This is a genomic window from Halorubrum sp. ARQ200 (assembly GCF_005435115.1).
Classification (GTDB): Archaea; Halobacteriota; Halobacteria; order Halobacteriales; family Haloferacaceae; genus Halorubrum; species Halorubrum tropicale.
Genome location: NZ_SGTZ01000020.1, coordinates 21,616 through 39,514 on the forward strand (window position 1 = coordinate 21,616; position 17,899 = coordinate 39,514).

At 71.4% G+C, this 17,899-nt stretch carries 19 protein-coding genes and 2 tRNA genes; 10 read left to right on the forward strand and 11 right to left on the reverse strand.

What is annotated here, in order from left to right; translation table 11 throughout:
• The first annotated feature begins 93 nt into the window (after window positions 1-93).
• The 5 genes from EXE50_RS16520 to EXE50_RS16540 all read left to right on the forward strand — a co-directional run bounded on the left by EXE50_RS16520 (window position 94) and on the right by EXE50_RS16540 (window position 4,569).
• Entirely contained in the window at window positions 94-882 is a 789-nt protein-coding gene (locus EXE50_RS16520; protein WP_053771832.1) for an electron transfer flavoprotein subunit beta/FixA family protein, read from the forward strand.
• On the forward strand, window positions 879-1,826 hold the full coding sequence (locus EXE50_RS16525) for an electron transfer flavoprotein subunit alpha/FixB family protein (RefSeq protein WP_121600965.1): 948 nt from the start codon (window positions 879-881) through the stop codon (window positions 1,824-1,826). The genes EXE50_RS16520 and EXE50_RS16525 overlap by 4 nt, the downstream gene beginning before the upstream one ends.
• An 81-nt stretch (window positions 1,827-1,907) precedes the next feature.
• On the forward strand, window positions 1,908-2,831 hold the full coding sequence (locus tag EXE50_RS16530) for a DUF5995 family protein (protein ID WP_137705605.1): 924 nt from the start codon (window positions 1,908-1,910) through the stop codon (window positions 2,829-2,831).
• 96 nt (window positions 2,832-2,927) lie between these two features.
• Complete coding sequence (locus EXE50_RS16535) at window positions 2,928-3,911, forward strand: replication factor C small subunit (protein WP_053771835.1); 984 nt, start codon at window positions 2,928-2,930, stop codon at window positions 3,909-3,911.
• Between the two features lie 124 nt (window positions 3,912-4,035).
• Window positions 4,036-4,569, forward strand: a complete 534-nt coding sequence (locus tag EXE50_RS16540; protein ID WP_137705606.1) for a metallophosphoesterase — start codon at window positions 4,036-4,038, stop codon at window positions 4,567-4,569.
• Between the two features lie 361 nt (window positions 4,570-4,930).
• Here the strand turns inward: EXE50_RS16540 and EXE50_RS16545 are convergent, their stop codons facing one another.
• The 3 genes from EXE50_RS16545 to EXE50_RS16555 form a co-directional block, all read right to left on the reverse strand.
• Complete coding sequence (locus EXE50_RS16545; RefSeq protein WP_137705607.1) at window positions 4,931-7,657, reverse strand: TRAP transporter fused permease subunit; 2,727 nt, start codon at window positions 7,655-7,657, stop codon at window positions 4,931-4,933.
• Complete coding sequence (locus EXE50_RS16550) at window positions 7,654-8,118, reverse strand: DUF1850 domain-containing protein (protein ID WP_137705618.1); 465 nt, start codon at window positions 8,116-8,118, stop codon at window positions 7,654-7,656. The genes EXE50_RS16545 and EXE50_RS16550 overlap by 4 nt, the downstream gene beginning before the upstream one ends.
• A 173-nt stretch (window positions 8,119-8,291) precedes the next feature.
• Entirely contained in the window at window positions 8,292-9,254 is a 963-nt protein-coding gene (locus tag EXE50_RS16555; RefSeq protein ID WP_137705608.1) for a TAXI family TRAP transporter solute-binding subunit, read from the reverse strand.
• 265 nt (window positions 9,255-9,519) lie between these two features.
• Between EXE50_RS16555 and EXE50_RS17910 the strand changes: the two genes are divergently transcribed.
• Both EXE50_RS17910 and EXE50_RS16560 read left to right on the forward strand, forming a co-directional pair.
• Window positions 9,520-9,648: a hypothetical protein gene (locus tag EXE50_RS17910; protein ID WP_255410387.1), complete on the forward strand. Its 129-nt coding sequence runs from the start codon at window positions 9,520-9,522 to the stop codon at window positions 9,646-9,648.
• Complete coding sequence (locus EXE50_RS16560) at window positions 9,648-10,823, forward strand: inorganic phosphate transporter (RefSeq protein ID WP_137705609.1); 1,176 nt, start codon at window positions 9,648-9,650, stop codon at window positions 10,821-10,823. Before EXE50_RS17910 ends, EXE50_RS16560 begins: the two co-directional genes overlap by 1 nt.
• 27 nt (window positions 10,824-10,850) lie before the next feature.
• On the opposite strand, the gene EXE50_RS16565 is transcribed toward EXE50_RS16560, so the two are convergent.
• The 3 genes from EXE50_RS16565 to EXE50_RS16575 all read right to left on the reverse strand — a co-directional run bounded on the left by EXE50_RS16565 (window position 10,851) and on the right by EXE50_RS16575 (window position 12,944).
• A complete protein-coding gene (locus EXE50_RS16565; RefSeq protein ID WP_053771840.1) occupies window positions 10,851-12,008 on the reverse strand; it encodes an aminomethyltransferase family protein in 1,158 nt (385 codons plus the stop codon).
• Window positions 12,009-12,055: 47 nt separating this feature from the next.
• Entirely contained in the window at window positions 12,056-12,355 is a 300-nt protein-coding gene (locus tag EXE50_RS16570) for a DUF6432 family protein (protein WP_121600969.1), read from the reverse strand.
• Between the two features lie 67 nt (window positions 12,356-12,422).
• On the reverse strand, window positions 12,423-12,944 hold the full coding sequence (locus EXE50_RS16575; RefSeq protein ID WP_053771842.1) for an archaemetzincin family Zn-dependent metalloprotease: 522 nt from the start codon (window positions 12,942-12,944) through the stop codon (window positions 12,423-12,425).
• Window positions 12,945-12,983: 39 nt separating this feature from the next.
• On the opposite strand from EXE50_RS16575, the gene EXE50_RS16580 reads away from it, so the two are divergent.
• Both EXE50_RS16580 and EXE50_RS16585 read left to right on the forward strand, forming a co-directional pair.
• Window positions 12,984-13,451: a UPF0146 family protein gene (locus EXE50_RS16580; protein WP_053771843.1), complete on the forward strand. Its 468-nt coding sequence runs from the start codon at window positions 12,984-12,986 to the stop codon at window positions 13,449-13,451.
• Between the two features lie 119 nt (window positions 13,452-13,570).
• Entirely contained in the window at window positions 13,571-14,434 is an 864-nt protein-coding gene (locus EXE50_RS16585) for a TIGR01548 family HAD-type hydrolase (protein WP_053771844.1), read from the forward strand.
• 442 nt (window positions 14,435-14,876) lie between these two features.
• Here the strand turns inward: EXE50_RS16585 and EXE50_RS16595 are convergent.
• Together EXE50_RS16595 and EXE50_RS16600 are read right to left on the reverse strand one after the other, a co-directional pair.
• Window positions 14,877-14,951 (reverse strand) — tRNA-Ile (locus EXE50_RS16595).
• Between the two features lie 69 nt (window positions 14,952-15,020).
• A tRNA-Asn gene (locus EXE50_RS16600) sits at window positions 15,021-15,093 on the reverse strand.
• A 161-nt stretch (window positions 15,094-15,254) separates the two neighbouring features.
• Between EXE50_RS16600 and cca the strand changes: the two genes are divergently transcribed.
• Complete coding sequence (cca, locus tag EXE50_RS16605; RefSeq protein ID WP_137705610.1) at window positions 15,255-16,685, forward strand: CCA tRNA nucleotidyltransferase; 1,431 nt, start codon at window positions 15,255-15,257, stop codon at window positions 16,683-16,685.
• Between the two features lie 58 nt (window positions 16,686-16,743).
• Here cca and EXE50_RS16610 read toward each other — a convergent pair whose 3' ends face one another.
• From EXE50_RS16610 to EXE50_RS16620, 3 genes are all read right to left on the reverse strand, one after another.
• Window positions 16,744-17,058 carry a hypothetical protein gene (locus EXE50_RS16610; RefSeq protein ID WP_053771846.1) on the reverse strand — a complete coding sequence of 105 codons (315 nt, stop codon included), beginning with the start codon at window positions 17,056-17,058 and terminating at the stop codon, window positions 16,744-16,746.
• A 68-nt stretch (window positions 17,059-17,126) separates the two neighbouring features.
• Window positions 17,127-17,486 carry a CrcB family protein gene (locus tag EXE50_RS16615; RefSeq protein ID WP_121600975.1) on the reverse strand — a complete coding sequence of 120 codons (360 nt, stop codon included), beginning with the start codon at window positions 17,484-17,486 and terminating at the stop codon, window positions 17,127-17,129.
• Window positions 17,483-17,875: a CrcB family protein gene (locus tag EXE50_RS16620; RefSeq protein WP_137705611.1), complete on the reverse strand. Its 393-nt coding sequence runs from the start codon at window positions 17,873-17,875 to the stop codon at window positions 17,483-17,485. Before EXE50_RS16620 ends, EXE50_RS16615 begins: the two co-directional genes overlap by 4 nt.
• Window positions 17,876-17,899: the final 24 nt, after the last annotated feature.

Below are 17,899 nucleotides of genomic sequence, written 5' to 3' on the forward strand. Positions count from 1 at the left end.
CCGTCGCCCAGAGTCGGACGAACCGAGGAAAACCGCTGGTCCGCCGTCGCTCGTTCCGAAAACCATTACAGGACGAGCGACTGAGTAACGATCATGAAGGTTCTGGTGACCGTCAAGGAGGTCGCGGAGGCCGACGACGACTTCGCGATCGAGGGGACCGATATCGCCGAGTCCGACCTCGAGTACGACCTGAACGAGTGGGACGACTACGCCGTCGAGGCCGCCGTCCAGCTCGCCGAGGCCGGGATCGCGGACGAGGTCGTGACCGTCACCGTCGGCCCGGAGCGCGCCGAGGAGACGATCCGGATGGCGCTCGCGAAGGGCGCCGACCGCGCGGTCCGCGTCTGGGACGACGCGCTCGCCGGCGGGTTCGCCGACGTGGCCTCGAAGGTCGACCTGTTCGAGGCGGTCGTCGAGGAGGAGGAGCCGGACCTGATCCTCGGCGGCGTCCAGGCCGCTGACACCGGCTTCGGCGCGACCGGCGTCGCGCTCGCGGAGCGGATCGGCTTCGAGCACGCCGCGGTCGTCAACCACCTCGACGTCGACGCCGACGCGGGCGTGGCGCACGTCCACCGGGAGCTCGAGGGCGGCGTCGAGGAGCTGACCGACGTGGACCTCCCGGCGGTGCTGACGGTCCAGACCGGGCTCAACGAGCCGCGGTACGCGAGCCTCCGCGGGATCCGACAGGCCCAGCGCAAGGAGATCGCCCCGAAGGACCTGTCCGACCTCGGACTGAGCGCCGAGGACGTGGAGAGCGCGCTGACGGTCACCGAGATGTACGAGCCGGAGAGCGAGTCCGACGCGGAGATCATCGAGGGCGACGCCGGCGAGTCCGCGGGTCGCCTTGCCGAGGTCCTGCGGGACAAGGGGGTGGGCGCGTGATGAGCGTGCTCGTCGCCGCCGAACACCGCCGCGGCGCGCTCCGGGACGTGACCTACGAGGCGATCACGGCCGGGCGGGAGCTCGCCGACGCGCGCGACGCCGACCTCCACGTGGCCGTCATCGGCGGCGACGTCGACGGCTTCGCGGAGGACCTCAACCGCGAGGGCGTCGACGCGATCCACGCCGTCGACGACGGCGAGGAGTTCGACCACAACGCCTACCAGGCGGCCGTCTCGACGCTCGCGGACCGGCTCGACGCCGGCGCGGTGGTGCTGCCGAACTCCGTCAACGGCCTCGACTACGCGCCGGCGCTCGCGGAGGACCTCGGCGTCCCCGTCGTGACCGACGCCGTCGGGATCGACTACGACGACGGGCTCACCGTCACCCGCGAGATGTACGGCTCGAAGGTGGAGACGACCGTCGACGTGGCCGGCGACCGCTTCGTCATCACGGTCCGCGGCGGCGAGTGGCCGCCGGCGGAGGGGGTCGGCGACGCGACCGTCGAGGCGGCCGACGTCGACATCCCCGAGTCGGGCGCCCGCGTCACGGGCTTCGAGGAGGTCGGCGGCGGCGACGTCGACATCGCGGACGCCGACGTGCTCGTCTCGGTCGGCCGCGGCATCGAGGAGGAAGAGAACCTCGAACTCGTCGAGGAGCTCGCCGACGCGCTCGGCGCGACCCTCTCGGCCTCGCGGCCGATCGTCGACAACGGCTGGCTGCCGAAGAACCGCCAGGTCGGCCAGTCGGGGAAGGTCGTCACGCCGGACGTGTACATCGCGGTCGGCATCTCCGGCGCGGTTCAACACGTCGCCGGCATGAAGGGCTCGGACACGATCGTCGCCATCAACACCGACCCGAACGCGCCGATCTTCGACATCGCCGACTACGGGATCGTCGGCGACCTCTTCGACGTGGTGCCCGAGCTGGTCGACGAGTTCGCGTAGTCGGCGCCGACCCCCTCGCAGCAACGTTCTTTGGCTCCGACCGAGTACCGGGCGGTCAGACGGCTCGGCCGTCCGTCAGTCATGACTCCGATCCGCGCCGCCGTCCCGACGACCGAGGAGGCGAGAGCGCTGCTCGTCGGGCTCCGCCGAGCGGTCGACGGCGAGCGGGACGCGATCGCCGCGGACCTAGCGGACGACGAGCCGGACGCGGCGCTGCTCGACCTCGTCGCGGCGCCGTTCGCGTCCGTCGCCGACGTCGACGAGCGGCTGGCGAAGACCGAGTCGTACCTCCGGGAGCGGGGCGACCGCCGCGCGGTGTTCCTCACGGTGTACAGCCGGATGACGGCGACCGTGCGGACCGCCATCGACGACGGCGCCTTCGTCGATCCGGAGTGGACCGCGGCGTACCTCGTCGCCTTCGCGGAGCGCTACCGCCGGGCGCTGGTCGCGTTCGAGCGGCGGGCGTTCGGCTCGCTCCCGCGGCCGTGGCTGCTCGCCTTCGCCGCCGCGGCCCGCGGGGAGACGCTCGTCGCGCAGGACGCCCTGCTCGGCATCAACGCGCACATCGCCTACGACCTCACGTACGCCCTCGGCGACGTGGGGATCGACCCCGACCGCGGCGCCAAGCTCGAGGACCACGACCGCATCAACGCGGTGTTGGCCCGGCTCGTTCAGACCGCCCAGGACGCCCTCGTCGATGCGTACGGGGCGCTCGGAATTGCCGGGATCGACGCGGCGTTCGACCCCCTCGACGACCGGCTGGCGCTGCTCGGACTGACGGCGACCCGCGAGTTCGCGTGGCGGAACGCCGTGCTGCGCGCGGACCTCCCGGCGCGGCTCGCCGAGCGGTACATCGACTGGCGGACGGAGACCGTCGCGACGGGCGCCGCGGCGGTCGTGCTCGCGCCCGAGTTCGACGCCGAGGCGGGCAGGCGACTGCGGGTCGCGGAGACCGAGGGCGACGCCGCGGGCGCGTTCCGCGAGGCGTTCGGACGGCTGACGTAGGGGACGAGGACGGGCATCGGACGAGGGGCCGGGGACGCGCGTCGGCGCGGCCGGCTCTCGGTTCGTTTATGACCCCGCCGGCCCTCGGATCCGGTAATGAGCGAGGCCGACGAGCAGGCGGCTGCGACCGCGACTGGGCGGGAGATCTGGATCGAGAAGTACCGGCCGCAGTCGCTCGACGACATCCACGGCCAAGAGGAGATCGTCGAGCGCCTCCAGAGCTACATCGCGCAGGACGACGTCCCCCACCTGCTCTTTTCGGGGCCTGCGGGCGTCGGGAAGACCACCGCCGCCACCGCCATCGCCCGCGAGATATACGGCGAGGACAACTGGCGCGGCAACTTCCTGGAGCTGAACGCCTCCGACCAGCGCGGGATCGACGTCGTCCGCGACCGGATCAAGGGGTTCGCGCGCTCGTCGTTCGGCGGCGACTTCCGGATCGTGTTCCTCGACGAGGCGGACAGCCTCACCGACGACGCCCAGTCGGCGCTGCGCCGGACGATGGAGCAGTTCTCCGACAACACCCGCTTCATCCTCTCGTGTAACTACTCGTCGAAGATCATCGACCCGATCCAGTCGCGCTGCGCCGTCTTCCGGTTCTCGCCGCTCTCCGACGAGGCGGTCGGCGGGATGGTCCGCGAGATCGCGGCCGCCGAGGATATCGAGGTGACCGACGCGGGCGTCGACGCCCTCGTGTACGCGGCCGACGGCGACATGCGCCGCGCGATCAACTCGCTCCAGGCGGCGGCGACGACCGGCGACGTGGTCGACGAGGAGGCGGTGTACGCGATCACGGCGACCGCCCGGCCGGAGGAGATCGAGTCGATGGTGACCGACGCGCTGGAGGGCGACTTCGCGCGGGCGCGGTCGACGCTCGACACGCTGCTCACGGAGACGGGAATGGCCGGCGGCGACGTGATCGACCAGCTCCACCGCTCCGTCTGGGAGTTCGACCTGAGCGAGCGCGAGGCGGTGCGGCTGATGGAGCGCGTCGGCGAGGCCGACTACCGGATCGCGGAGGGCGCCAACGAGCAGGTCCAACTGGAGTCGCTGCTCGCGGCGCTCTCGTTGGACGAGTAGGCTGTTTTCGGACCTCTGCTCGTCGTTCTGTACCCTGCTAGCCACAGATCGACGGAGAACACCGCCAAAGCCCCGGCCGGGAGGCGGGCGCGAGTTTTAACCCACGCTGGCGCGGACGGACGGTATGCTCGTCGTCGTCTCCGACACGCACGCACGCGAGGAGTCGAGGCTTCAGGGGCGGACCGCCGAGGCGGTCCGCGAGGCCGAGCTGGTGGTCCACGCGGGCGACTTCTACCGCGAACCGGTGTTGGACGCCTTCCGGTCGGCCGCCGCGAGCCTCCGCGCCGTCTACGGCAACAACGACGACGCCGCGATCCGCGACCGCGTGCCCGAGGTGCGGACGGTCGAGTGCGCCGGGGTCCGGTTCGCGGTCACCCACCGCCACCGCAGCGGCGACACGGGGCTCGTCATGCTCGGTCGCGGCCGCGACGCGGACGCCGTGATCTGCGGCCACAGCCACCGGCCGCGGTTCGACGACTCGGGCGGGCTGCCGATACTGAACCCTGGGAGCCACGCGCAGCCGCGCGGGAACCGCCCGGCGCACGCAGAGCTGACTCCGACCGAGAGCGAGAGCGGGAGCGGACTTGACGGACGGCTGGTGACCCCGGACGGCGAGGTCTTCGAGACGTTCCGCATCGAGGGCGGGAGCGCGGAGTAACGGATCGAGAGCGCAGGGTAACGGAGCGGGGCGCGAGAAGCGGGCGCGAGGCCGTCGTGCGCGGCGGCGGGGACCGATCGCGACGTCCCGCGTGCGGCCGGACCGGCCGACGGTCGCGTGCACGGTGGCGGACCCGAGTCGGTGCGGGTGGGAACGCCGGCGGGCGGACCGCACCCGGGGGAGGGGTTCTGGGCAGGGAGGGAGGCGGCGAGTCCGACCGGCCGGCGCGTCGACCGGCTTCTCCGGGCGTGTGAGGGCCGAAGCGGGGGTCGCGTTTCCACTTACGAGCGGCGCGATCTTATAGGTGTCCGAGGCGCAAACGAGCGTTTTAGTCACCGAAACGTGGCGGCCGCGGCCGACCTCAGGCGGTCGTCGGGTCGCCAGAGGGGCCCGCGGGCTCGACGCTGGCCTTGCGCCGGTTCCTGACGGTGAGCGCGACGAACAGCACGAGGCCGACGCCGCGGAGCGTCAGGTCGAGCAGGAGCGCGTTCACCGAGACGCTGACGCCCGCGAGGCCGAGGACGTCGAAGACCGACTCCGAGAGCAGTCGGGGCGCCATGAGCAGCAGCGAACTGAGCGCGAACACGGCGCGCTCGGGCTTCGGGACGTCGGCGTACAGCGTCCCGATGACGGTCGCGCCCAGCGCCACGACGCCGAGGAAGACGCCGACGACGGGGATCAGGATCTCCGGTACGGAGTACGACAGCTCCGCGAGGTCGGCGAAGTTGACGACGCGGTACTGCTCGCGGAGCGGCAGTTCGTCCGCGTTCGCCTTCTCGCGCAGGAAGACGATGCCGGGAGCGAGCACGAACGCGAAGGGGACGATCGCCTTGTTCAGCGACAGCGAGAACGCCTTCACGCCGGTCTCGAACGGGTCCGACTTCGCCACCCCGCTCGCGGCGTAGGCGGCCACCGCGACCGGCGGCGTGATGTCGGCCATCACGCCGAAGTAGAGGATGTACAGGTGCGCCGCGAGCAGCGGGATCCCGAACTCGACGAGCGGCGTCGCGAGCATCGAGATCAGGATGATGTACGTCACGGTCGTCGGCATCCCCATCCCGAGGATGATGCTCGCGACCGCGGTGACGAGCAGCATGACGACGATGGACCCGCCGGACAGCTCCAAGAGGAGCGAGGTGAGGTTCGGTCCGAGCCCGGAGACGCTGATGACGCCCGGGATGATCCCCGCCGCGGCGACCGCGATGACGACCGGGACGGCCGTCCGCGCGCCCTCCTCCATCGACTTCACGACGAAGGTCCCGACGCGGAACAGCTGGTTGTCGCCGAGGTCGCGACCGGTCCGCTCGCCGGCGGACTCGGCGGCGGTCTGAACGGTGGGGTTGAGATCGAGCACCGCCGACTGGACGTCGGCGTGGACGATCATCGTCGCGACGCTGCCGAGCATCGCGTACCACCCGATCCGCGGGCCGATGACCGCGAGGGCGTCGCCGAGCGGGACTCCGGCCCCGCCGGCGCCGGCGAGGAGTCCGGTGATCGGGACGCCGGCGACGATGTAACTCGCCAGTTCGACGCCGAAGATGGCCGCCGTCGACGCGAGGAGGAACGCCCGGGTCTGTTCGCTGTACGCCGCGATGAACGCGATAAGCGCGACCAGCGCGACGAGCGTGAACCACGCCGACCGCGACACGGAGAGCCGCGCGCCGATCAGGTAGTAGAGGAGCAGCACGATGGGGACCAGGTAGAACCATCCGCGCTTGAGGTGGGTCCCGAGCGACACGGTGTCGGCGTCGACGCCGCCGATCCCCTGTTGGACCGCCTTGAGGTGGACCATCACCCAGACGCCGAAGAAGAAGACGATCGCCGGGATCGTCGCGAGGATGATGATCTCGCGGAACGGCGTCGCGGTGTACTGGACCATGAGGAACGCCGCCGCCCCCATCACCGGGGGCAGGATCTGGCCGCCGGAGGAGGCCGACGACTCGACCGCGCCGGAGAACTCGGGCGAGTAGCCCGACTTCTTCATCAGCGGGATGGTGAACGCCCCCGTCGTGACCGTGTTCGCGATCGACGAGCCCGAAATGGTGCCCATGAAGCCGCTGGCGAGGATGCTCGACTTCGCCGGGCCGCCCTTCCGGTGGCCGGTGGCGGCGTACGCGAGGTCGATGAACCACTGGCCCGCGCCGCTCATCTCGAGGAACGAGCCGAACAGGATGAAGATGTAAATGAAGCTGACGGAGACGGTGACCGGGATCCCGAACACGCCGTTTTCGGTGTTGTACCACAGGTTCTGGATGATGTCGGGCCAGGTGAACTGGGGGATCGCGAGGAGCCCGACGAACGGCGTGTTACCGCTGATGAGGTACCCCCAGCGGGCGTACACGATGAAGCTGGCGACGATGATCATGAGCGGCAGCCCGAGCGTCCGCCGGGTGGCCTCCAGCACGAGGAGGACGCCGAGCACGCCGAGCAGCATCGCGTAGGAGTACTCGCTGACGAACGGGACGCCCCCGAGCAGCGGTTCGAGGACCGAGTAGACGCCGGTGATCGGGCGGCCGGACTCGAGCCCGAAGGCGCGGATGTCACGGATCTCCCGGAACTCGGTAAGGAAGTAGACGACCGCGAGCAGCGAGACGATCATACAGGCCACGTCGAACGGCGTGACCCGGCTGCGGTCCGGGTCGACGAACGCCCACCGGACCGCGCGCCGAACGCCGTCGAGGACCCGCGAGAGCGGGTTCGAACCGCCGAGGCGGCTCGCGGCGGCGTCGACTGCCCCGCCGAGCCGCCGCGAGAGGGGCCCGTCGCCCATGGTGGCCGGGAACATCAGGAAAGTGAGCACGAGCGCGAAGCCGACGTGGACCGCGTTGGCCTGGAGCAGTTGGAGCGAAATCTGTATCGGCCGCACCGTCAGCAGTCCGAGATCGACCGTCGGCAGCGGGATCGTGAAGGTGAAACTGCGCGCCGCGAGCGCCAGTTGGAAGAGCGAAAAGCAGATCCCGATGACCGCGACGGCGAGGGCGGCGAGCCCCTGTAACGACCGCCGGCGCTCGATCTCGTCGATTATCTCGTCGGCCTCTTCTCTGGAAATCTCCTCGGCGTCGTCCGGTTGTGTGTCGTTCGTGCTCATGAGAATACGTCCGTGAGGCCCCGGCGTTCCACGCGGATCCGAACGTCCCTCGCGCCGGTCTCCGCGACCAGGTCGTACCGTGTGTCCTCGACGATCAGAGTGTGGTTAGCGATCCGCCCCGGGGAGACCGACAGGGTCTCAAGCGTCGTTATCGGCCCGGGTGGGTCGTAGACGAAGGTCCCGTTGACGTTCGTGACGTTCACCCGCGAGGGGAGTCCCCAGCCGTACGACTCGAACTCCATGCGCGTGTTCACGAGCGTCTCGCCCTCGACGCGGTACTCGTCGTACACCGGGGTCTTCTCGACGCTGTGGGTGTACGACAGCGCGACCGTGCTCCCGTCGTCGACCGGGTGCGCCAGGTAGCGCTCGCCGGTGTCGATCCCCTCGACGACGAGCACCTGTCCGGAGGGGGCCGCGACGGCGGCGCCGGCGATCGACAGACACAGCGCGACCGCTACCACCGCGAGCGCCGGGCCGAGCAGGTCTCGCGAAGTCGCGTCTCGGAGTGCCACGTGTGATGTTCAGGTGCGGTGACGAGGGTCCCGCGTCGGACAGAGTGCGAGCGTCGCGTCTCGCGGACGGAGACGCGGACGCGAAGCGGTGCGTTGCCGCCGGAGCCGACCCGCCGAGCCGGTCAGGCGTCGAAGTACGCCGCGGCGCCCTCGTGTAGCTCGATGGACATCCCGTCCTGAGCGCTGTCGGCGGAGATGAAGTCGGTCTTGATGCTCAGCTCGCCGACGTTGTCGAAGATGGCGCCCGTCACGGTCTCGACGGTCTCGGCCGGGACGCCGGCGTGGGTGGCTATCATCGCCTGGACCGCGACGGTCTCGACGTCGCTGTCGATGCCCGTGTAGGTGCCACCGGGGATGGTGTCGTCGGCGAACCACGAGGCGGCGTCCTTGACGGCCTGGCGGTTGTCCCCCTGGATCGGGACGATGTTGATGTCGTTCGTGGTCGCGAGCTCCTCGATGGCCCCGACCGGCCAGCCGCCGACGACGAACGCGGCGTCGATGTCCCCGTTCGCGAGCTGTTCGGAGGCCTGCGAGAAGCCGGCGTTCTGCTCGTTGTAGTCGCTGATGCCGACGGCCTCGAGGATCTGGTTCGCGTTGACCTGCGTCCCGGAGCCGAGGTCGCCCGTGTTGATCGTCGCGCCGCTGAGGTCAGAGAGCGACTCGATACCGGAGCCCGACAGGGTGACGACCGTGATCGTCTCGGGGTACAGCGTCGCGACGCCCTGCAGGTTCTCGACGGCGTTGCCCTCGAACGTGTCGATGCCCGTCCCGTTCTTGGCGAAGTAGGCGATGTCGTTCTGGATCAGCGCGAAGTCGGCGGACTCGTCGCCGAGGCTGCCGACGTTCTCGACGCTCGCGCCCGTCGACTGAACGTTCAGCGAGAAGTCGGTGTTCTCCTCGACGACCGTCTTGATCTCGTTCGAGAGCGGGAAGTACGTCCCTCCCGTGCCTCCGGCGTGCCAGCTCAGGCGGGAGCCGTCACCGCCGTCGCCGCCGTCGCCGCCGCCGCTACACCCGGCCAGCGCCGCGACGCCGGCCACACCGATCGCTTCCAGTACCTGCCGTCTGTTCTGTTTGTCCGTCATACCACTATAACCCAGAACGATACAGCTATATAACTGTGTTCATGAGAAGAGTAAACAATACCCACTTTACGGGGGCAGAGAGGAGTTCGTTTCGCGACGGCACCGGATTCGTCCCGGCAACGAGCCGGTTCTGCCGCGCGTCGCGTCGATCGGCCTCACGACGGCGGGCCGGGGTCCTGAAGACGTTCGAGAGCGGGGCACCGCGCACGCCGGTCCCCGCCGCGTCGCCCGAAACGCATAACACCGTCCCGACGGATTCACGTCTATGCTCCCGGTCCAGCCGCTGTTCGTGCTTCTGTTGGTGGGTCTTCTCGGGCTGTTCTTCTTCGGGTTCCTCCTCGTTCGGCGCACGGTGAGGGGGCTGAACGAGGGGTACAACGACGGGCGGAGCTGATGGTCGTCGTCACCGCCGCGACGCTCGTCGTCGCCGCCGCGGCCAGCCTCTTCATGGCGTGGTCGATCGGCGCGGGCTCGTCGGGGTCGACCCCGTTCGCCCCCGCGGTCGGCGCGAACGCCATCTCCGTGATGCGGGCCGGCCTGATCGTCGGCGTCCTCGGGCTGCTCGGCGCGACGCTCCAGGGGGCGAACGTGACGGAGGCGGTCGGCACCGAGCTGATCGGCGGCGTGACGCTCACGGCCGCGGCGGCCATCGTCGCGCTCGTCACGGCCGCCGCGCTGGTCGCGGTCGGCGTATTCGCGGGCTATCCGATCGCGACGGCGTTCACCGTCACCGGGGCGGTCGTCGGCGTCGGCCTCGCGATGGGGGGCGACCCGGCGTGGCCGAAGTACGCCGAGATCGCGACGCTGTGGGTGCTCACCCCGTTCGTCGGCGGCGGCGTCGCCTTCGGCGTCGCCCGGCTGCTCATCGGCGAGTCGCTGCCCGAGCGCCCGCTGACCGCGGCGCTCGCCGGGCTCGTGGGCGCGCTCCTCGCGAACGTCGGGTTCGCGCTGCTCGGGCCGGCCGGCGAACAGGCGTCGGTGGCGGGCGTCCTCGGGGCGGATCTCGGGATCGGCGGCGCGGGGGCGCCCGCGGTGACCCTCGGGATCGCCGCCCTGGTCGCGGTCGCCGTGTACGCCGACCTCGGCCGCGACCGCGAGGGCGCCCAGCGGCGGTTCCTTTTGGCGATGGGGGGCCTCGTCGCGTTCTCGGCCGGCGGGTCGCAGGTGGGGCTCGCGATCGGCCCCCTCGTCCCGATCTTCAGCGAGGTCGGGGTCCCGCTGTGGGCGCTGCTCGTCGGCGGGGGCGCCGGGCTGCTGGCCGGGTCGTGGACGGGCGCGCCGCGGATGATCAAGGCGCTCGCGCAGGACTACGCCTCGATGGGGCCGCGGCGGTCGATCTCCGCGCTGATCCCGTCGTTCGCGATCGCGCAGACCGCCGTCGCCTTCGGGATCCCCGTCTCGTTCAACGAGATCATCGTCTCCGCGATCGTCGGCGCGGGCTACGCCGCGGGCGACGCGGGCGTCAGCCGGAAGAAGATGGGGTACACGGTCCTCGCGTGGGTCGGGTCGCTCGTCGGCGCGTTCACGCTCGGGTTCGGCCTCTACACGGCGGTCGACTTCGTCGTCTGAGCCGCGGCGGGCGCCGCAGCGGGACGCTCAGGCGCGCAGATCGGGGTACGTCGGCAGCCTCGCGGACGCCGCGCTCCCGTCGACGAACGGGAGGTCGACCGCGGCGGCCGAGACCTCCTCGCCGTCGACGCGGACGGTGACCGGGCCGAGGCCGGCGTCGAACGCGACGAGCGCGAGGGCGACCGGGACCTCGGTCGCGGGGCCGACCGCGGCCCGGGTCACCTCGCCTATCGCCTCGTCGCCGTCGAAGACGGCCGCGCCGGGGTCGGGGAGCGCGGCGTCGATCCCCTCGGGGTCGGCGTTCGCGTCGACGCCGGCGACCGCCTCGGCGGCGCCGTCGAGTTCGAGGCCGACCAGCCGGCGGCTCGGTCGCCCCTGGTTCTCCACGCGCGAGACGACCTCCTGGCCGACGTAACACCCCTTCTCGAAGTCGAGCGCGTTCCGGAGGCCGAGCACGTTCGGGACGGTGCCGGCCAGCTCGTGCTCGAAGAGGGGCGTCCCGGCCTCGGTCGCGAGCGCGTCCCACGTCCGGTAGCCGAACGGCGCGGCGTTGAGACCGCGGTTGATCAGGGTGTCGAACACCTCGCCCGCGTCGGCGGCGGCGCAGACGATCTCGTACCCCTCCTCGCCGAGCGGGGCGTCCGTCGCGATCACCGTGACGCCGGCGTCGACCATCGACCCGCGGACGAAGGAGAGGGGGTCCTCTGGCGCGCCCGGTCCGCCGAGGACGGAGGCCACCTTCTCCGTCGACTTCGGGCCGTGGACGCCGAACACGCCGAACTCGTCGGAGACATCGTCGATCTCCACGTCCTGGATGAACACGTTCTCCGCCCAGTCGGCGGCGACCGACTCGGCCCGCTCCGGGGGGAGGAAGACGAGCAGTCGCTCGTCGGCGTTGTACACGTACATGTCCGTCTCGATCCCGCCCTGCGGGTCGAGCAGCAGGGCGTAGGTCCCCTCGCCGTCCGCGGTCGGGACGCGGTTCGAGACGGCGTTGTCCACGAACTCGACGCGGTCGTCGCCTCTGACGGCGAGGACGCCGTACCCCATCTCGATCACGCCGGCGACGTTGCGGACCGCCTTGCCGACGCGGACGGGCTTCCCGTAGTGGTCGACGACCTCTCGGCCGCCGCGGTCGCGGTACACGGCGCCGTGCGCGTCGTGGGTGCCGGAGACGAGCGTCATGGCCGGAGGGACGCGAGCGAGAGCCAAAAGGTCGCCGTCTCCGGCGGCTACAGTCCGAGGCGGTCGCGGATCGCGTCGACGAGCCCCGCCGACGGGTCGTCGTCCGGCGCCTCGGGGTCCGGAACGACCTTCTCGTGGGCGTACACCCGGACGTGCTCGTCCGACTCCACGGTGATGAGCGAGTCCTCCTTCAGCGCCGAGAGGGCCTCCTCGACGGCGTCGATGTCGGCGTCGACGGCCGCGCGAAGTTCGAGGACCGTCATCCCCTCGTCGCCGCGGTCGACGAGCGCGTCGAGCAGCGCGACCTCGACGTCCGGCCGGTCGCGGTATTCCGGCTTTGCGGCCATACGTGTCCCTTGTGCGGGGCGGACTTTACGTCTACCGGCGGTCGGCGAGCGGGCGGCGGCCGCGCGCTCAGCGTATGAGCCGAGAACAGGTGCCGCAGAGGTTCTCCTCTTTCACGTCGACCTCGCGGACGGTGGGCGAAAACGACATCACGCACTTGCTGTTGTCGCAGTGCTCCAAGCCGAGCGTGTGCCCGATCTCGTGGACCACCTCCTTGCGGACGCGGTCGCCGAAGACGTCGACAGCGGGTTTCGTCGAGACGCCGCCGTCCGAGGAGGTGCGGAGCCGGTGGGTGGAGATGACGGAGCCGCTGCCGTTGAGGTACGCGAGGCCGAAGACGTAGTTCCGGCGCCGGTAGTAGAGGTCCTCGGGCGTGATGCCGATGTTCTTCTCGCCGCCGCCGACCCGGGTGACCGTCTCGATGAGGTCCTCGGCGCGGTACTGGTCGCGGTCGGCGTCGAACGCGGAGTCCGGGATCGCCTGGTCGTCGTGGACCGTCACGTCACAGTCGTACACGGAACGCAGCGCAGCGGAGGCCTCCCGTTTCACTCGGGGCGTGACCTCCCCGACCGGGACGATGTCCACGAGCATGGAACCGCTTTTGACCGCCGCGGTCATAAAGGCCGCGCCGTGGGGTCACCGCCGCCGTCCGAACGGGCGCTCGTCGCCGCACTCGACCCGTACGAGCGGCTGATCGAGGTCGGCGTCGGGCGGCGTCCGGACGTCGCCCTCGCGCTCGCGGACCGGGGCCGAGCGGTCGTCGCCGTCGACGTCACTGTGAGCGAGTCGGCGCGGGAGGCGGCGACGGCGGCACAGTCGGGCGAGGGGTCGCTCCGCGTCGCCGCCGCGGACGTGACGGCGTTGGCGGCCGACGACGGACGGGCGATCCGTGACGCGATCGGCTCCGAGTCGGTCGGAGACGGGGTCGACGCCGTGTACGCGCGGAACCTGCCCGCCGAGATCCAGCGCCCGACCGTCGCGCTGGCCGAGCGGCTCGACGCCGCCTGCCTGTTCACCACGCTCGGGTTCGAGGAGCCGGTCGTCGACGTCCGGCGGCGGTCGCGGGAGGCGGGGACCGTCGTGTACGTCGCCCGGTGACGCCGCGGCCCGGCGACCGCTCCGTCGCGACGCTCGAACCGGCGGTCGGGGCGTCCCTCGAACCGGCGACGCCGGCCGCGAACCCGAACGTTCATTCCGCCCCCAGACGGCCTTGCGGTATGCAGGTCGACGCAGTGGTCCTCGACATCGACGGGGTGTTGGTGGACGTGGCGGACTCCTACCGTCGGGCGATCCTCGAGTCGGTCGACCGTGTCTGCGGCAAGCCGATCGACCGCGACGCGGTCCAGGCGTTCAAGGACGCCGGCGGCTTCAACAACGACTGGGAGCTGACCGACGCGGCCGCGCTGTTCGTGTTGGCCCGCCGGGAGGGGCTCCGGATGGACGTCGAGGAGTTCACCGACCGCGTCCGCGAGCTCGGCGGCGGCCTCGACGCCGCCAAGGAGGTCGTCGGCGACCTCCCGCGGGTCGCGCAGGCCCGCGTCCGCGATCAGTGGGATCGGGACGCGCTCCGCGAGACGTTCCAGGCGCTGTACCTCGGCGCGGAGCTGTACCGCGAGCTGGAGGGCGGCGAGCCGCCGGTCGAGACGGACGGGTACATCCACGACGAGCCGACGCTCGTCGCCCCCGAGACGATCGCCGAGCTCACCGATCGGTTCGACGTCGGCGTCCTCACCGGTCGGCCGGCGGCGGAGGCCGACATCGCCCTGGATCGCGTCGGTCTCGACGTGCCCGAGGACCGGCGGTTCACGATGGACGACTGGGAGGAGGGGAAGCCGCACCCGCGGGCGCTCGTCGAGCTCGCCGAGCGGTTCGACGCCGAGCGCGTCGCGTTCGCGGGCGACACCCTCGACGACGTGCGGACCGCGCGCAACGCCGACGAGACCGACGAGACGCGCGTGTACTACGGGATCGGCGTCCTCACCGGCGGGCTCACCGGCGACGCGGGCCGCGAGAAGTTCGCCGAGAACGGCGCCGACGCCGTCGTCGAGGACGTGAACGAACTGGTGGAGCTGGTGGAGTGACCGACGGCGCGTCGCGGCCGTACAGCGCGGGCGACCGAGCCAATCGAATTCCTTCGGTCGACGCGGTCGCGGAACTCGCCGGTACCGGAGACGCGTCGCGGCGACGGCTGACGGCGAGCCGGCCGGGGTTGACACTCTCGACGCCCGTATGCTGCCTCGACGCGAGACGCGGGCCACGGCCACCGGCACGAACCGGACCGGTTTTGACGGTTTATGACCCATCGCCCGCTAGCGCGGTCGATGAGTGACGCCAACGCGACGCGGCGGATGGAAGTCAGCGGCGAGAGCGACGGCGAATCCGCGTTCGTCGCCCGGGCCCGCGACCACGAGCTGGTGATGGACGACCCCGAGTCGACGGGCGGCGACGACGCCGGCGCGGTCTCCGGCGTCTGGACGATTCGGGCGCTGCGAAGAGACTCTCCGGTAGCGAGTGTGATATCGATGGGCCCTGCCGGATTCGAACCGGCGATCAACTCGTTATGAGCGAGTCGCTTTAACCGGACTAAGCTAAGGGCCCGTATCTGTCGATACGTCGGAGACGTTTTTTAGCGTACCGACTCGCGACGAAGCAGGTGAAAGCAGGAGGCGCCGAAGCCAGGACTCGAACCTGGGACCGCCTCGTTAACAGCGAGGCGCTCTACCAACTGAGCTACTTCGGCTCACTTCCCGGTACTCGGGTCGTTTTGATAGGGCTTTCGTTTCCGCCCGACTGCGGGGAATCCGACTGCCCGGAAGGCGCGCTACGGCCCCCGATCAGACGCACCGCCGCGGGCGCCGATCCGACCGACACGTTTTCGGCCGGACCGCGAGACCGTTCGGTATGGACGAGTTGGAGGCGGTGCTGTCGCGGGTCCGCGAGCGGGTCCTGCCGGAGCCGGCGGAGCGCGAGCGCCTGCGGGAGACCGCCGCGACGCTGACCGACCGGACCCGCGAGGCCATCGCCGACCTCCCCGTCGGCGCCGACGTGGTCCAGGTCGGGTCGACCGCGCGCGGCACGTGGGTCGCCGGCGACCGCGACATCGACCTGTTCGTCCGGTTCGACGCGGACCTCGACCGCGCCGAACTGGAGGAGTACGGCCTCGAGGTCGGCCACGCGGTCCTCCCCGACGGCCACGAGGAGTACGCCGAACACCCGTACGTGAAGGGGAGCTACGAGGGGTTCGACGTCGACCTCGTTCCCTGTCACGACGTGGAGAGCGCCGGCGAGCTGGTCTCCGCGGTCGACCGCACGCCGTTCCACGACGCCTACCTCTCCGCGCGGCTCGACGACGACCTCGCCGCGGACGTGGTGCTGGCGAAGGCGTTCCTGAAGGGGATCGGCGCGTACGGGAGCGACCTCCGCACCGAGGGGTTCTCGGGGTACCTCACGGAGCTGCTCGTGTTGGAGCTGGGCGGGTTCGTCCCGCTGGTGGAGTCGGCGCGGAGCTGGCACCCGCCGGTGGAGTTCGACCCCGAGGGGCACGCCGAGCGGACGTTCGAGGACCCGCTGGTCGTCGTCGACCCGACGGACCCGACGCGGAACGTCGCCGCGGTGCTGTCGGCGACGAACCTCGCGCGGTTCCAGCACTACGCCCGGGAGCTCCTTGCGGCCCCGAGCGGGGACCTCTTCGAGCCGGACGAGCCGGAGCCGCTGGACCCGAGCGAGGTGCGCGCGCACCTCGACCGGCGGGGGACGACGCCGGTCGCGGTCGTCTTCGACGCGCCCGACGTGGTCGACGACCAGCTGTGGCCCCAGCTCCGGCGGTCGCTGGACGGGATCGTCGGCGGGCTGAACGACCGCGGCTTCGACGTCCTCCGAGCGCGGGCCATGACCGACGCCGCGAGGGCGACAGGGGACGTTGGGCGGCACGGCGCGGAGAGGACGGCGGGACGCGACGGGTCCGACGGGGCGACCCGGGCCGCGCTGTACGCCGAGCTGGAGGTGACCGAGCGGCCGGCCGTCGAGCGCCACGACGGGCCGCCAGTCGCGGTCCGGAAGCACGCCGCGAGCTTCTACGAGTCGTACGTCGACGACGTCGACCCGGACACCTACGGCCCGTTCATCGACGGGGACCGATACGTCGTCGAGCGGGAGCGGGAGTTCGCCACCGTCCGGGAGTACTTGGAGAGCGACGCCGCGAGCGACGTGGCGCTCGGCGCGCAGGTGGAGCCGGCGTTCGACGACCGCGACGTGCTGGTCGGCGAGGCGGTCGCGACGCTCGCGCCCGCGTTCGGGCGGCCGCTCCGGGAGTTCTACGAGCCGCGGCCGTGAAGTCAGCGGGACGGGTCGTGCGGGGTAGCGACCCGGAACGCCGACGGGCGGGCGGGGATCAGCCGGCGACGCGGTCGAGGAGCCAGTAGACGGCGGCGGCGGCGGCGGCGACGATCAGCGCGAGCGCCGAGAGGAGCCCGGCGGCGGCGGGGAAGGACAGCCAGAACGCGGCGTAGAAGGCGAGCGCGAACGCGAACAGGCCGACGACCAGCAGTCCGCGGGAGGGGTTCTGCGCGGCGGCGACGAAGGCGCGCTGGGCGATCGAGAGGTCGCCGAACTCGGGGACGTCTTCGGGGTCCACGGCGTCGGAGAACGGCCCAGAGTCGGCCGGGTCTGTCGACTCGCCGTCGACGGAGCGGTCGGTGTCGGTCACGGACGCGGGTACGGGCCGAGGGATCCTGTACCTATCGCTTGCGGGCGGACGCCGGGCGTCGACGCCCGTCAGAGGAGCCGCCCGGCGAGGAGCGAGCCGAGGAGAAACGCGGCCAGCGCGGCCGCGAGGTTCGACCCCGCGACGGCCGCGGCGGCGCGGGCCCCCGTCTCGCTCGCGGTCCGGACCGTCCCGACGGCGAACGAGGAGAACGTCGTGAACGCGCCGCAGAAGCCGACGCCGAGGAGCAGCGCCGCCGTCGACCCGACCGGGGCGGCAGAGACGGCTCCGAGCGCGAAGCTCCCGAGCGCGTTGACGAGGAGAACCGATTGGCGCCCCTCGACGCGGAGTCCGACCGCGTGCCGGGACGCGGCGCCGAGCGCGCCGCCGACGCCGACGAGCGCCGTCGCGAGGAGCGACGCGACGGTCATCGGCCGTCTCGACCCCCCACGGCGATCCCGAGCGCGGCCGCGGCGAAGCCGGTCGCGTAGCTGGCGGCGACGTACCACGCGCCGGCAGGCGTCCCGAGCGCGACCGCGTCGGCGACGAACGTGCTGTACGTCGTGAACGACGACAGCGCGCCGGTTCCGACGAACAGCCTGACTCGGTCGCTCGACGCGCGGGTCAGGAGGAGCCCGAGCGCGAACGATCCGGCGACGTTCGCGACAAGCGTTCCCGCGCCGGTCGGAGCGCCGCCGCCCGCGGCGGCGGTGGCCGCAGCGACGGCCTCGCCCGCGCCGAGGTCGACCGCGTGCCTGGCGACCGCGCCGAGGAAGCCGCCGGCCGCGACGAGCAGGAATCCGTACGGCATCCGTTCCATGAGCGTCGGTGTGTCCGCGGGGGC

Coding starts and splice junctions, on each gene's coding strand:
- EXE50_RS16520 (WP_053771832.1), top strand. CDS start 94: ATGAAGGTTCTGGTGACCGTCAAGGAGGTCGCGGAGGCCGACGACGAC.
- EXE50_RS16530 (WP_137705605.1), top strand. CDS start 1,908: ATGACTCCGATCCGCGCCGCCGTCCCGACGACCGAGGAGGCGAGAGCG.
- EXE50_RS16535 (WP_053771835.1), top strand. CDS start 2,928: ATGAGCGAGGCCGACGAGCAGGCGGCTGCGACCGCGACTGGGCGGGAG.
- EXE50_RS16540 (WP_137705606.1), top strand. CDS start 4,036: ATGCTCGTCGTCGTCTCCGACACGCACGCACGCGAGGAGTCGAGGCTT.
- EXE50_RS16545 (WP_137705607.1), bottom strand. CDS start 7,657: ATGAGCACGAACGACACACAACCGGACGACGCCGAGGAGATTTCCAGA.
- EXE50_RS16555 (WP_137705608.1), bottom strand. CDS start 9,254: ATGACGGACAAACAGAACAGACGGCAGGTACTGGAAGCGATCGGTGTG.
- EXE50_RS17910 (WP_255410387.1), top strand. CDS start 9,520: ATGCTCCCGGTCCAGCCGCTGTTCGTGCTTCTGTTGGTGGGTCTTCTC.
- EXE50_RS16560 (WP_137705609.1), top strand. CDS start 9,648: ATGGTCGTCGTCACCGCCGCGACGCTCGTCGTCGCCGCCGCGGCCAGC.
- EXE50_RS16565 (WP_053771840.1), bottom strand. CDS start 12,008: ATGACGCTCGTCTCCGGCACCCACGACGCGCACGGCGCCGTGTACCGC.
- EXE50_RS16570 (WP_121600969.1), bottom strand. CDS start 12,355: ATGGCCGCAAAGCCGGAATACCGCGACCGGCCGGACGTCGAGGTCGCG.
- EXE50_RS16575 (WP_053771842.1), bottom strand. CDS start 12,944: ATGCTCGTGGACATCGTCCCGGTCGGGGAGGTCACGCCCCGAGTGAAA.
- EXE50_RS16585 (WP_053771844.1), top strand. CDS start 13,571: ATGCAGGTCGACGCAGTGGTCCTCGACATCGACGGGGTGTTGGTGGAC.
- cca (WP_137705610.1), top strand. CDS start 15,255: ATGGACGAGTTGGAGGCGGTGCTGTCGCGGGTCCGCGAGCGGGTCCTG.
- EXE50_RS16615 (WP_121600975.1), bottom strand. CDS start 17,486: ATGACCGTCGCGTCGCTCCTCGCGACGGCGCTCGTCGGCGTCGGCGGC.
- EXE50_RS16620 (WP_137705611.1), bottom strand. CDS start 17,875: ATGGAACGGATGCCGTACGGATTCCTGCTCGTCGCGGCCGGCGGCTTC.